We start from the raw sequence: 13,136 nt of genomic DNA, 5'->3' as shown, positions 1-13,136 counted from the left end.
GGCGGCCATGCCGCCGAATCCGGTTCACCCGCGCGGGGCCATCCGCAGTTCGAATTGAGCGCCCTTGCCCGGCTTCAGCGTCAGGATGCCGTCGAGCTGTCGGGAAAGATTGCTGACGACACGCATCCCGAGGCTCGCGCGGGTTTTGAGCGGGTCGAAGCCCGGCGGCAGCCCGATGCCGTCGTCACAGACCGAGACGGTGAGCCCGCCATCCGCGCGCATCACCGCCTCGACGCGGATTTCGCCGTGCCCGTCGGGATAGGCGTACTTGATCGCGTTGGTCACGAGTTCGTTGACAAACAAGCCAAGCGGAATCGCGAGATCGGCCGGCATGGTCACGGTCTCAGCGTGACAGATCAAGGCATGGGCGCCCGCCGTCTCCGTGAGCTTTTCGCATAAGGCTTCGAGGAAGCCGGCGACGTCGATGCGCGTCAGGTCCGGCTGGCGCCAGAGCTGGTCATGGACCTGAGCCACCGCCTCGACGCGGGCGCGCGCGTCGGCAAGGGCGCTTTTCACATCGTCGTTGTCGGTGCCGCGGGCCTGGAGCGCGAGAAGCCCCGCCACGACGGCAAGGCTGTTCTTGACCCGGTGGCTCATCTCGCGGCTCAGCAGGTCCTGCCTTTCGAGCGCGACCTTGAGCTGTGCCTCCGAGCGCTGACGCTCGATCGCGCTGCCGAGCAGATTGGCAAAGCCCTGCATGAAGGCGATGTCGGCGGGGCCGAACATGCCCTCGCGGGTGTCGTCCACCTCGAGGACGCCGTAATGGCCCTCGCGGTTGGTGATGAGCACGTTCACCGCCCGGCGGATGCCGTGTCTCGCCATCAGTTCCGGCGTACGGAAGCGGGTCTCGTTCTCCAGATGGTTGGAGATAACGGGGCGGCCGGTCTTCAGGGCATAGCCCGCGGGGGAGGCGAGGTCGGCACCGACGACCGCCCGTCCGATGCAGTCCGGCTCCCAACCGACGCCGGCACAGACGAGGAGCATGTCCTGCGTCGGCTGATATTCGAGCGCCTTGCAGAACTGCGCCCCGATGCCCTCGGCGCACAGTTCGGTCGCCCGCTGCAGCAACGGCAGCAGTTCGGTGGCGCGCAGGGCCTCGACGCCGAAATCGGATAGGATCGCCTGCTGGCGCAACCGGAGGTCCAGTACCTCCGGTGAAATCTCGGTCATACGGTCGTCTCAGGGTTCCCGAAATCGGGGCTCACGCGCGCGAACGATGCGCGATCGCAGAAGACGGTGTCGGCAATGTGAGAAGGGTGGGTGCGCAGAAAAAGAGGGAAGGAGATACGAGAGGGGAAAGGCACGATCGGTCCGCGCCCTCCCTCCGCAACCATCGTTGAATTTCACGAACGCGACGCGTTCCGCTTCCGGCTCAGGGCTTGGCGTTGAGGAGCTTTTCCGCGCGGGCGATGGCCGACTCGCAGCCCGCGGTGTCGCCCTTCTTGTCGGCTGTCAGGGCTTCTTCCATGGCCACGCGAGCCTGTTGCGCCTGCTCGGCGCCCTTTCCCGCCTCGGCGGATTTCTCTGGAGGCGCGGTGCCCTTATCGGTCTGACCGCCGGTGCCGGTCTGTCCCTCGCCCTCGCGCTGGGCGGCGACGGACTTGCCGCTCGACGAGGCGGAGATCGAATCCGAGGCCTCGGACTTCGCCCGGCTGTTCAGCGACGCGATCTTGTCCGAGCAGGGGGACGCGAGCACCGGGCCGGCCAACAGGATTCCGGCCAGCGACAGGCCGAGGGTGAGGCGGGCGGTGGATGTCATGAAGCGTGGGTCCTCGTGCAACACAGATGCCTGTGAAAGTCGCGAGGCGTCCCAGGGTTGCCGGTTACGCCAACACTCGGACGCCTCGAATGTGGGCCGACGCCCTCCCCGGTGAAGGGGAAGGGCGTCGGCCGGCGACCTCAGGAGCTGAGCTGGTCGCGCAGCGGCAGCTCGCGCACCCGGCGTCCGGTGGCGGCGAAGACCGCGTTGGCGATGGCCGGCGCGACCGGGGGAACACCCGGCTCGCCGACGCCGCCGAGCGGGCTGCAGTAGTCGTTGGAGGGCACGAGATGCACGCGCACCACCTTCGGGGCGGCGTCGATGCGCAGAACCTCGTAGCCGTCGTAGTTGGATTGCTCGGCCCGGCCGTTCTTGAAGGTGATCTTCGAGGTGAGCGCGAGGCCCATTCCCATGACCACCGCGCCTTCCATCTGCGAGCGGACGCGCTCCGGGTTCACCTGCGGCCCGCAATCGACGGCGATGTCGATGGTGTGGACCTTCACCTGACCCTTGTCATCGACCTCCACCTCGGCCGCGACCGCGGTGTAGGTCACGAAGCTGTAGTGGCCGGCGATGCCGAGGCCCCGGCCCTTCTCCAGCCTGCGGCCCCACTTGGTGCCGTCGGCTACCATCTCGATGACGCGGCGCAGGCGGCCGGTATCGACGGGGTAGCGCTTGGGATCCTCGCCGTAGTTCCAGACGTCGCCGATCTCGGTCGGGTCGATCTTCCGGGCGGGGCCGATGAGGTCGAGAAGGTAATCCTTCGGGTCGCGGCCCGCCGCGTGCGCGAGTTCGGCCACGAAGGACTGGATCGCGAAGGCGTGCGGGATGTTCGAGACCGAGCGGAACCAGCCGATCCGGGTATGGGCGGAGGCTTCCGGGTTCTCGAACCGCAGGTTCTTCAGGGCGAGCGGGTTGTTGACGAGGCCCATGCCGAGCTCGAACGGCAGCTCGTGCTTGGGATCGGGCGCGAAGATCGAGCCGATCGTCGGCGCCACCGAGCGGTGGAGCCACGCCACCGGCATGCCCTTCTCGTCGACGCCCGCCTCGATCCGCTCGACCGAGATGGTGTGGTAGTAGCTGTGCTGGATGTCGTCCTCGCGGGTCCAGACCAACTTGACCGGCTGGCCGTCCATGGCCTGCGAGCAAAGCGCCGCCTCGACCACGTAGTCGGGCTTCGACTTCCGGCCGAACCCGCCGCCGAGCAGCGTCACGTTCACCCGCACCTTGTCGGCGGGCAGGTTGAGACGCTTCACCACCCGGTCATGGGCGGCCTGAGGCCCTTGCGTGCAGGCCCAGATCTCGCAGGCGCCATCCTTGATGCGGGCGACCGCGGCCGGCGGCTCCATCGGCGCCTGGGCTAGGTGGGGCACGAAGTACTCCGCCTCGAACTTCGCCTTGGCGGTCTTCATCGCCCCATCGACGTCGCCCGCGACCCGCACGACCTTGCCGGGTTTCCGCGCGGCGGCTTCGAGTTCCTTGCGGAAGGCAGTGGTGTCGTAGGACGCGTTCGGGCCGTCATCCCAGGTAATCTTGAGGGCCTCGCGGCCCTTCATCGCCGCCCAGGTGTTCTTGGCGATCACCGCGATGCCGCCGAGCGGCATGAACTCGGACGGGATCTCACCGCCCTCGATCTTGATGATTTTCACGACGCCCGGGACCTTCTTGGCCTCGGTGTCGTCGAATGAGACGACCTTGCCGCCATAGACGGCGGGTCGCGCGACGACGGCGTAGAGCATGCCGTCGAGTTTCACGTCGAGGGCGTAGATCGCCTTGCCGGTGGTGATGTCGCGGTTGTCGATGAGGCCGATCTTGCCCTTGCCGATGTAGCGGAAGGCCTCGGGCTTCTTGAGCTGAACGCTCTCGCGGGCCGGCACCGGCAGGCTGGCTGCCGCCTCGGCGACGTCGCCATAGCCGAGCGTACGGCCCGACTTGGCGTGGGTCAGGACGTGGTTCTCGGCCTTCACCTCACCCGCGGGCACGCCCCATTGCTTGGCGGCGGCCTGGATCAGCATCAGCCGGGCGGCTGCACCCGCATGACGGAAATGCTGGAAGAAGTGGCGGAGCGAGCGCGAGCCGTCGGTGTCCTGGTTGCCGAAATGAGTCTCCTCACCCCAGGCCTGGACCACCTTCACCTTCGACCAGTCGGCCTCCAGCTCGTCGGCGACGGTGAAGGCGATCGAGGTGCGAACGCCCTGGCCCATCTCGGAGCGGTGGTTGGTGACGGTGACGGTGCCGTCCTTGGCGATGGCGACGAAGACCTTCGGATCGTCGCGCCAGCCGTTGGGCATGCCGTCGGCGCCGAACTTCTTCGCCTTCTGCTCCTCGGTCTGGCCTTCGTCGGCCTTGGCGCGATCGGGGAGCGAGAGGGCGAGCACGAGGGCGCCCATGCCGCCGAGGATGCCGCGGCGGCTGACATTGTCGATCCGGACCGGGCCGGCGGCGTTCTGGGAGGCGGCGAGTTCGGCCATCAGTTTTGCTTCGTGGATCACAGGCTGTCTCCCTTGGAAGCGGGCGCCTGACCGGCAGCCTGATGGATCGCGGCGCGGATGCGCGGATAGGTGCCGCAGCGGCAGATGTTGCCGCTCATGTTCTCGTCGATCTGCTGATCGGTCGGCTTCGGCGAGTCCTTGAGGAGGGACGCCGCCTGCATGATCTGGCCGGTCTGGCAGTAGCCGCACTGGGCGACGTTGAGGTCACGCCACGCCACCTGGACCGGGTGGTTGCCGTCGGGCGAGAGCCCCTCGATCGTCGTGATCGCCTGACCTTCCGCCGCGGAGATCGGCGTGATGCAGGACCGCGCGGCGGTGCCGCCGAGATGGACCGTGCAGGCGCCGCACTGGGCGATGCCGCAGCCGAACTTGGTGCCGGTGAGGCCGAGTTCGTCGCGCAGGTACCAGAGCAACGGCATCTCGGGATCGCCGTCGAAGCTGCGTTCGGCTCCGTTGACCGTGAGTTTTATCATCGTTGCCATCTGCCGTTTCAGAAGGGAGGGCGCGCGAGCGGAGGGAATGCCCGCCCGGCGGCCGGATCGATCTACCGTTCCCCAGGGATGCCGTACCGAGACCGGCCCGAAGCCCGACAGGCGGGTGGGCGGTGCCGTTGGCGACCGGTTTCACGGGCGATGCCGTCCGGCTCTTAGGTGTGCCTGCCGCTGGCCACAGCCGTTTCGCTGCGCCGCGACGATGCGGAGGCCGCAGGACGGCCTCGAATGCATTTCTTATCTGGAATTAATCAGAACTGGGACGCTCTGGCAATCGCGCGACACGGTTGTGTCCGTCGCATCGGCGTCACGAGGCGGCGAGTGGCCCTATCCCGAGCGATCGCTCGAAATCGTCTGTGCGGTCGCGCACATCGGGGCTTTAGCAAATGCTGCCCCCGCCCGTTCTCACCGACGCTCGTGCTCGGCCTTCACGGCGGCGGGCAGGGCCGTGTACCAAGCGGCATAGGGCGTGTTGGCGATCATGCGCCGGTTGAGGTCGGGCGCACCGTCCGTCCACCAGACCGGGCCGCGCTCGCCGAGCCCGTGCTTGGCGGCATCGACGGCCGCGCGGGCGCTCACGAGCGCCGCCTCGTCGCCGGAGCGCTTGGCGGCGCGCACCCCGCGGCGGGCATCCATCAGATCACGGACCAACCGGTCGCGCTGCAGCGGTTCGAGATCGGGCCGATGGCGTCGCCACAGACGGCCATGCACGACGATGTAGCGCCCATCCGGCGTTTCCAGCACCCGCATCGCCGCTCCTCCGCGCTGATTGTCGGCGTCCATTTCAGAACGCCCCGTCGCCGATCCCGACTTCTCCGGCCACGACGGTCCAGCGAAGGTTGCCCGAGGGGGGGACCGAGACGGGGACGCTTGTCCCGCTTGAAGGTTCCGGACGTCTCAGGCGAAGTCGCCCACCTTGTCGGCGACGACGTCGGGCGCCGTCACCGAGGCATGGCCCGCCTGCCAGAGGCGGTGATCGTCCGACCCCGAGGGATGCGGGTTGTTCTGCGCCTCCTCGCGCCGCTCGGCGGCCCGGCGCCCATCGAGATAGGCGGGCTCGTTGGTCTCGTCCCGGTCGATGCCTGCGCCGATACCGTCCATGGTGCCCCCTCCTCCGCGACCTGAAGCCGACGATCGAGAAGCAATGTATCGCTGCCCGCGCTGATGGCGAGGGGACGCAAGAACAACCGCACCGCGCCGTGGGCCGAGCGATGTTTGCGTTCGGTCGTGGTTCGCTTAAGCCGCGTTGCGTGTCTCTCACGGAACGGCCGCCACATCGTCAGGTCCGACGGTGGAACGGTCGGTGGCTCGGCGATTTGAGAGGCACGCCGAGGCTGCCTCCCGCCGGACACCGGACGGGGTGGGAGGCGTTTCATGCGTGTATCCGCATGGCCGGCCCTGCCGGCAGGATCACCCGACACCGAGTACGGCCCCGAGGACGCCCGATGAGTCGCCTGGACGAATTGAAGAACGACCCCGCCTTCCGCCAAGCCGTCCTCGCGGTGCGCGGCGCGGCCAGCACCCTGAGCGGGCGGGCGATGACCCTGGAAGAGGCCGAGTTGCTGGTGAGCTTCGCGCTCGCCACCTACGCCAATGCCGGGGGCCTCGCCGAACCGAGCCTGAGCCGGCTCGCGCGCTTCGCCGGCAAGGTCGAGCCCCACGAGAGCTTCGAGAGCATGATGAAGCACTGACGCCGGCAGGGGGGCGAGCCCCCTTACCTCTCGCGCGGGTCAGCCGAACGCGCCGACCTCGTGCTGGATGATCCCCGAGATCTCCCGCACCCGCTCGAACATCCGCCGGATCGGGCCGAACAGCGTGTTGTGCTCGGTCTCGTAGGTGCCGACGTCGCGCGGGCCCGGCGGCTCGCCGAAGTTGAGGCCCAGCGTCGGGTCGGGGGTGACGGGGTAGATCTCGTCGAGCAGCTTCAGGCATCCATCGATGTCGAGGCGCAGGAACCGCTCCAGCAGCGCCTCCCGGGTCAGCCCGGCCTGCGGCCGGAAGCTCGGAATATGGGCGGCCAGGAACCAGATCCGGTGGATCAGCGCGAGGCGGATCGCGTGGAGCAGGGCGAGACGGGTCGACATCGCGGGTAGATCCGGCGCCGCCGCCTGGAGGAAGAGCCCGTCGCGAGTGAGCCGTCCGAACAGGCGGCGCAGGTCGGGCGAGAGGTTCAGCCGCTCCAGTGCGGCGGCGATGGTGACGAGTTCGTCGCGCCGGGCGTCGCGCCGGGTGCGCCGGGCACGCTCCAGCCACACGGCCGGGTCGAGCGTGTCGATATAGGCGCGCATCACGTCGAGATCGCCGACGCTGGCGGCGTGCTGCACGAGGCGGAAGGCGCGCGAGAAGCGTACCGAGTTCGTCCGCATATGCCGGAACAGCTCCGGCGCCCGGTGCGCGGCGCGGCCGACGCCGTGCAGCGAGTTCGCGAGGTAACCGAGCTGCTGCAGGATCGCGTTGTTGGGGATCGCCCGCATCTGGCGTGGATGGGTGATCGTGGCCGGCCCGCCGCCATCCGACTGGCGCGCCACGGGGCGCGAGCCGGTGCGGTCGATCAGGCTGGGGCCGAAGGTGCCGAGCAGTGCCGCGTAGCCGCGATCATCGACCAGGATTTCCATGTCCTGGCGCACGACCCGGAAGAACTCGGCGGCGAAATCGGCCTCCTCGTAGATCGGGTCGGCGCCGGACGTGGCGGCCTTGCCCTCGTTGAGTGCGTAATCGGCGAAGGCCTCGTCCTCGGTCAGCGCGTCGGCGAAGATGTGCTCGGCGATGCGTGCCACCGAGGCGCCCGCGAGTTCGGGCGAGCCGAACATCAGGTAGCCGTCCGAGCCCTGGAAGCTCGATTCGAGCCGCTCCCGGATGCCCGCACGCGCGTTGCGCTGGCGCGAATCCTCCGGCGCGAGATAGGCGAGACGGTCGCGTAGACTCGTTGGGTGGGCGCCGCGGCCGATCGATTCGCCGTGGGTGTCGAAGATCACGAGTTCGATGTCGGAGAGCCCGTTCTGCGTCATCAGCTCGGTGATGCGCAGGCGCAGGCGCTCGATCCAGAAGGTGGCCGCCAACTGGCCGACATAGCGCCCGGAATCCGAGTAGCCGAACTGGACCGAGAGCCGGCCGAGCCGCTTGAGGTGGGCGCGCCAATGCGGGTTGCGCAGGGCATCGTCGAGGACACGGATGCCCTGTTCCAGCGCGCTCGCGGTCTCGAACAGCGGGGTGATCTCGAGCTTGTCCGAGATGCCGTAATGGCGCGCGAGCCAGAGTGCGGCGAGCAGGGTGTAGCCGGTCTCGGTCTCGGCGATGAGGAAGCGCACCGGGTGGGTGCCGTCGACGTGCTTGAGGATCTGGGTGATCGTCATCATCAGCCGTGCGGCCGAGGCCCGCTCGGCGGCGAGCGCCCCGAAATCGACGGGCACGGGGCGCACGTCGTTGAGCAGCGTGTTGATCGCCGAGAGGTGCGAGCGGCGCTGCGCCGCGTCGGTCGGCTCGCCTTCCAGATCGATGACCCGGCGCACCGCGTTGTGGATCTGGCTGGCGTTGAGCCGGAAATGCGGCAGGGCGTTCGACAGGCCGTGGGCGGCGATGCCTGAGCGCAGTACGGCGATGGCGCGGCGGTCCGCATCGGTCTCGGCGGCGCCGATCGCGGCGGCGAGCCCGGCCAGGATCGGCCCGGCATCGGTCTGCGCGCGCTCGCGCTCGATGATGAGGGCCAGGGCGAAGCGGTGGACCGCCTCCAGCGAGGGCTTGGTGCCGAGCAGCGGCGCGCCCGCGAGTTGGCGCTCGACGGCATCCCGCGCGCCCGCGGTCAGTTCGCGCACCACGCGGGTGGCCGGCACGTCCGGCAGGTCGCGCATCAGCCGGTCGAACTGCATGCGCTTCGAGATCAGCCGGTAGCGCATCGTGTCCCACCAGCCGATATCGGTGCGGCCGTCGGTGTCGCAGCCGACCCAGCTCGCGATGGCCAGCGGCTTGGGCACCAGTTCGGTCCAGCGGTCCGGCCAGCGGGCGCGGGCGGCGTCGAGGATCGCACCATTGAAGGCGTCGATCGCCGCGCGGCCATGGTTGGCGGCGACGCAGGCCTGCTCGAATTCGTCATCGAGGCTGATCTTCGGATCGGGCCGGGTCGAGCGGGCGGCAGCCTCGCCGATGATCGGCGCGCGCCGGTCCGCATCGGCGAGCGAGGCGGCCCGCGCGATCAACTCGGCCACGGCCCGCGGCATCCCGAAGGTGGGGTGCGCCGTGAACACGGCCGCAAAAGCGGTGCGGCCGACGCGCCCGCGAAACGCGTCGAAATCGCCCGAGCCCCGTGCCACCGCCGCCACGAGCCGGTTCGCGACTTCCACCGCGGGCGCTTCCCCCGTGGCGGCGTCGGCGTCGAGGCCGACATAGGCGCGCAGCCGCTCGGCCCGGTCCGTCAGCGCCCGCCGCCGCAGGGTGGCGAGCAGGGCGTCGAGATCCGATTCCCCGATCTCGTCCCGGTCGAGCCGGCGGGTGATGGCGAGGGTGACGGCGAGAACGGGGTTGCGGAACGGATCCTCGCTCGCCTGCTCGCGGGTGCGGGCGACGAGGTCAAGCAGCTCGGCCTCCAAGTCACGACCGGAGACGTCGCGATCCGCGGGCCGTGCGGGGGCGGCTGATGCCGTCGGGGGCCCGGATGTCGGCGTCGCGGGAAGCGGCGGGCCGGAATGGGGGTCTTCGAGGGGCATCGAGCGTTCCTGGGCGTGAGCGGCCGGTGACCGTCGGATGGCGGCGACCACGCGGTTCTCACCCTTCGGCGCGCGACGCAAGGACCGTTCCGGCAAGGGAGGTAGAAGGGCGTGGAGGGGGGATGGAAGGGATGTGCCGCCGTCATCGCGTGGCCTCGATCGTAAACCGTCGCGTCCGATCCCGGACCTCACTCGGCACGGCCGAAGCCGGCCGCGCGTGCAACGGCGCGCGATCCGGTCTAGGGTCGGCCCGATCATGGAAACCCTGGTGATCCTTGCCGCGGCGGCGGCGACCCTGCTCGCCTGCGTCTTCGTGGTAACGCTCTCCAAGGGGCCGCGCCGGCCGCCCCTGCGCCTTCCCCTCGAGGAGGAATGGGCCGACGATGCCGACGCCGTCGCGAAGGCGCTGACCCCGTCCCAGCCGAGTCCGATCGACCGCGGGGCGCAGGTGCTCGATGCGCGCGTTCTCGAAGGCCCGATCCGCGATGGCGACATCATTGACGGCCCCATCATCGATGGTGAAACGGTCGATAGGTCCGCGGCCGGTGAGCCCCGAAAGTTTCAAGCGGAAGAACTCGATAGCCGGATGCTCGATCACCTTCTCGAACAGCAGAACCAAGTGGTGAAGCAGACGCTCGCGCCGGACCCGCACCCGCCCTCCGAGGCGAAGGACCGGGCGGCGCGATGAGGCGGGTCGGCCTGCTCGCCGCTCTCGCAGCGGCCTCGATGATGCTCGTCCCCGGCCTGGTTTCCAGGGGCGTGGCACAGGACGAGGCAGCCCCGGCGCCCGCCGAGGCGGTGCCGGAGGCGCCCAAGCGCAAGATACGGCCCAAGCCCCGCCCGAAGCCGCAGGCCAAACCCGCGCCGGTCGAGACCGCGCCCGCGAAATCGGCGGACACGCCGCCCGCCGAACCGGCCGCGAACCCGATTTCCTCCGCCGTCCCCTCGTCCACGGGGATGAACTTTGCCGCGCCGCCGGTCGCCTGCGATCCGGGCCAAGCAGTCCGCTATCAGGGCGAGAAGAACCTCGATTTGTGGGTGACCCGCAGCGGCCGCATCACCATCGACAACCCCCTACGCCCGCTGACGCCCGACGTGACCCGCGTGCTGCAGGTCGTGGTCGCCGGCAAGGTCGCCACCGCCTACGGGCCGGATCTGCTGTCCCTGCGCCGGGGCGCGTCGCCGGCCACGCTGGAGGGGACCATCGGGGGGCGGATCCAGTGGGACGCCTCCGTCGTGGCCCTTCCCGACAGCCTGCCGATCAACGCGGAGACGGGCGAGCCCCTGGCCGAGCTGCGCTTTCGCGAATGCGGCACCGCGCCCTCGGGCAAGCTCCTGCCGCCGCCGAAGGCCCGCCGCATGGCGCCGACCCCCGAAGCTGTCGCAGCGGAGGCGGAGAAGGCGGAAAAGGCTGCCAAGGCCGCCGCGCGGGCGGCCGCGAATGCCGCGACTGCAGGCCGGGCGGCGCAGCCCCCGACCGGTGGCGCCCCGCAAAATCTCACGCCGCCACGGGTGCCGGGTTCGGCCTTGCCGCAGGGGGCGATTCCCTGAGCGGACCCGTGATCCTCGTGGTGGGCGGGGCCGGCGCCTTCGGGGCGCGGCTCGTCGCCGGGCTTGCCGCGACCACCGATCTCCGCGTGATCGTCGCCGGCCGCGATGTCGCAAAGGCGGAAGCCCAGGCCCGCACCGTGCCGGATGGGCGCGGGCGGGCGGTGCGCCTCGACGCGACGGAGGTGGATGCGGCGCAGTTGCGGGCGCTCGGCGCGACGGTCGTGGTGGATGCCGCCGGCCCGTTCCAGGGCGGGGCGCCCGTGCTCGCCCGCGCGGCGATCGAGGCCGGCCTGCCCTATCTCGATCTCGCCGACGGTCGCGACTTCGTGGCTGCCTTCCCTGCCCTCGATGCGGCGGCGCGGGCCAACGGCGTCGTCGCGCTGACTGGCGCCAGCTCGACCCCGGCCCTGTCGAATGCGGTGCTCGACGCGCTCACCGCGGGCTGGCGCACGGTCGAGACGGTGCGGGTCGCCATCGTGCCGGGCAACCGGGCGCCGCGCGGCCTCTCGGTGATGCGGGCGATCCTCTCCTATGCCGGGCAGCCCGTGCGGGTGCTGCGGGCCGGCACGTGGCAGAACCGGCCCGGCTGGGGCCTGCTGGACCGGATCGCGGTGCCGGGTCTTGGCCGGCGCTTCGCCAGCCTGTGCGAGACGCCCGACCTCGATATCCTCCCCGTCCGCTTCCCCGCCCTGCGCACGGCCCTGTTCCGCGCCGGGCTCGAACTGCCCCTGCTGCATCTGGGCCTGAGCCTCGCGAGTCTGCCGGTGCGCTGGCGGCTGCTGCCCTCGCTCGTACCCTTCGCCCGCCCCTTCCTGGCGATCGCCGGCTGGCTCGACCGCTTCGGCAGCGACCGCGGCGGCATGAGCGTCGAGGCTCTGGGAATCGACGCGGCCGGGCGGCCGGTCCGTGCGATCTGGAGCCTCGTCGCCGAGGCCGGCGACGGACCGTACGTTCCGACCCTGCCCGCACTCGCGGCGATCCGCCGGCTCACCGATCCGTCCGCCGCGCCGATCCCGCCCAGCGCCCGCCCCTGCGTCGGCGTGCTGCCGCTCGCGGCGATCGAGGCCGAGATGGCTCGCCTCGCCATCCGCACCCGCCGCGACCTCGATCACCCCGTGCCGCTGTTCGAGCAGGTGCTCGGGGACGGCTTCGCGCGGATGCCCGAACCGTTGCGCGCCGTGCACGGCGCGGTGGGCGATGGCGTCTTTCGCGGCCGGGCCACGGTGGCGCGCGGACGCGGCCCCCTGATCGCGCTCGTCGCCGGGCTGTTCCGGTTGCCGCCCGCCCTGGAGGGAGGGCCGATCCGCGTGACGATGGAGCCCGACCTCGACGCTCGCTCGGAACGCTGGACGCGGCATTTCCCGAGCCGCCGCTTTTCCAGCCGGATGCGGCGCGCCGGCCCCGACGGGAGCGGGCGGGTGCGCGAGCATTTCGGCCCGTTCGCGATGGATCTGGCGGTGAGCGCCCATGCCGACGGGCTCGACATGGCGGTGACGGGCTGGCGGCTCGGCCCGCTGCCCCTGCCGCGGTTCTTGCGGCCGACGACGCAGGCGAGCGAGCGTGTCGATGCGCAGGGCCGCTTCCGCTTCGACGTGGCCCTGTTCCTGCCGTTCCTGGGGCTGCTGGTGCATTATCGCGGCTGGCTGGTCTGCTGCGACGAGAGGGAGGAAGAAGCGCCATGAGCGATACGCTGACGGCCGCGCAGGTGATCGACGCCCTCGGGTTGGAGCCTCACCCGGAAGGCGGACATTACCGCGAGACGTTTCGCGACCCCCGTACGGTCGAGGGCCGCTCGGTCGGCACCGCGATCTACTATCTGCTCGACCTCGGCGAGACTTCGGCCTGGCACCGGGTGGATGCGGGCGAGATCTGGCACTGGCATGCCGGCGCGCCGATGGTGATCACGATGAGCCCCAACGGCCACGACGCCTCCGCCCACCATCTCGGGCCCGACCTCCTGCGCGGCCAGCGCCCGCAGATCGTGGTGCCCGCGGGCCACTGGCAGACGGCGACGAGTCTGGGCGCCTGGACGCTCGTCGGCTGCACGGTCTCGCCGGGCTTCGAGTTCGCCGGCTTCGAGATGGCGCCCGAGGATTGGCGCCCGACGCCGCGGCGCTGACGGACAGTCATCGGGGCGCCGATC

The 13,136-nt window shown here is 70.4% G+C and carries 12 protein-coding genes; 5 read left to right on the top strand and 7 right to left on the bottom strand.

Features of this window, described 5'->3' with window-relative positions:
• Window positions 1-24: 24 nt before the first annotated feature.
• The 6 genes from MKK50_RS04715 to MKK50_RS04690 form a co-directional block, all read right to left on the bottom strand.
• Window positions 25-1,170, bottom strand: coding sequence for a sensor histidine kinase (locus MKK50_RS04715; protein ID WP_499020747.1), 1,146 nt, complete (start codon window positions 1,168-1,170; stop codon window positions 25-27).
• Between the two features lie 202 nt (window positions 1,171-1,372).
• Window positions 1,373-1,759: a hypothetical protein gene (locus MKK50_RS04710; RefSeq protein ID WP_499020745.1), complete on the bottom strand. Its 387-nt coding sequence runs from the start codon at window positions 1,757-1,759 to the stop codon at window positions 1,373-1,375.
• Between the two features lie 140 nt (window positions 1,760-1,899).
• Entirely contained in the window at window positions 1,900-4,251 is a 2,352-nt protein-coding gene (locus MKK50_RS04705; protein ID WP_499020743.1) for a xanthine dehydrogenase family protein molybdopterin-binding subunit, read from the bottom strand.
• Window positions 4,248-4,724: a (2Fe-2S)-binding protein gene (locus tag MKK50_RS04700; protein WP_253373980.1), complete on the bottom strand. Its 477-nt coding sequence runs from the start codon at window positions 4,722-4,724 to the stop codon at window positions 4,248-4,250. Before MKK50_RS04700 ends, MKK50_RS04705 begins: the two co-directional genes overlap by 4 nt.
• 423 nt (window positions 4,725-5,147) lie before the next feature.
• The gene (locus tag MKK50_RS04695; protein ID WP_253373979.1) at window positions 5,148-5,492 is read right to left on the bottom strand and encodes a hypothetical protein; all 345 of its coding nucleotides are present in this window, start codon (window positions 5,490-5,492) and stop codon (window positions 5,148-5,150) included.
• Window positions 5,493-5,639: 147 nt separating this feature from the next.
• Window positions 5,640-5,843, bottom strand: coding sequence for a hypothetical protein (locus tag MKK50_RS04690; RefSeq protein WP_253368926.1), 204 nt, complete (start codon window positions 5,841-5,843; stop codon window positions 5,640-5,642).
• Between the two features lie 344 nt (window positions 5,844-6,187).
• On the opposite strand from MKK50_RS04690, the gene MKK50_RS04685 reads away from it, so the two are divergent.
• On the top strand, window positions 6,188-6,433 hold the full coding sequence (locus tag MKK50_RS04685) for a hypothetical protein (RefSeq protein WP_060771797.1): 246 nt from the start codon (window positions 6,188-6,190) through the stop codon (window positions 6,431-6,433).
• A gap of 39 nt (window positions 6,434-6,472) precedes the next feature.
• Here the strand turns inward: MKK50_RS04685 and MKK50_RS04680 are convergent, their stop codons facing one another.
• Window positions 6,473-9,442 carry a phosphoenolpyruvate carboxylase gene (locus MKK50_RS04680; RefSeq protein ID WP_499020741.1) on the bottom strand — a complete coding sequence of 990 codons (2,970 nt, stop codon included), beginning with the start codon at window positions 9,440-9,442 and terminating at the stop codon, window positions 6,473-6,475.
• Window positions 9,443-9,479: 37 nt separating this feature from the next.
• Here MKK50_RS04680 and MKK50_RS04675 point away from each other — a divergent pair, with 37 nt between their 5' ends.
• From MKK50_RS04675 to MKK50_RS04660, 4 genes are read left to right on the top strand one after another with little or no spacing between them, the layout of a single operon-like run.
• A complete protein-coding gene (locus tag MKK50_RS04675) occupies window positions 9,480-10,130 on the top strand; it encodes a hypothetical protein (RefSeq protein WP_499020739.1) in 651 nt (216 codons plus the stop codon).
• Window positions 10,127-10,993, top strand: coding sequence for a hypothetical protein (locus tag MKK50_RS04670; RefSeq protein WP_499020737.1), 867 nt, complete (start codon window positions 10,127-10,129; stop codon window positions 10,991-10,993). Before MKK50_RS04675 ends, MKK50_RS04670 begins: the two co-directional genes overlap by 4 nt.
• An 8-nt stretch (window positions 10,994-11,001) precedes the next feature.
• The gene (locus MKK50_RS04665) at window positions 11,002-12,675 is read left to right on the top strand and encodes a saccharopine dehydrogenase family protein (RefSeq protein ID WP_499020736.1); all 1,674 of its coding nucleotides are present in this window, start codon (window positions 11,002-11,004) and stop codon (window positions 12,673-12,675) included.
• Window positions 12,672-13,112 carry a cupin domain-containing protein gene (locus MKK50_RS04660; protein WP_499020734.1) on the top strand — a complete coding sequence of 147 codons (441 nt, stop codon included), beginning with the start codon at window positions 12,672-12,674 and terminating at the stop codon, window positions 13,110-13,112. Before MKK50_RS04665 ends, MKK50_RS04660 begins: the two co-directional genes overlap by 4 nt.
• The last annotated feature ends 24 nt before the right edge of the window (window positions 13,113-13,136 follow it).

The organism is Methylobacterium sp. J-043 (genome assembly GCF_022829505.1).
Classification (GTDB): domain Bacteria; phylum Pseudomonadota; class Alphaproteobacteria; order Rhizobiales; family Beijerinckiaceae; genus Methylobacterium; species Methylobacterium extorquens_A.
The sequence above is the reverse complement of the archived record's forward strand: the minus strand, read 5'-3'. Positions and strand labels throughout refer to the sequence as shown.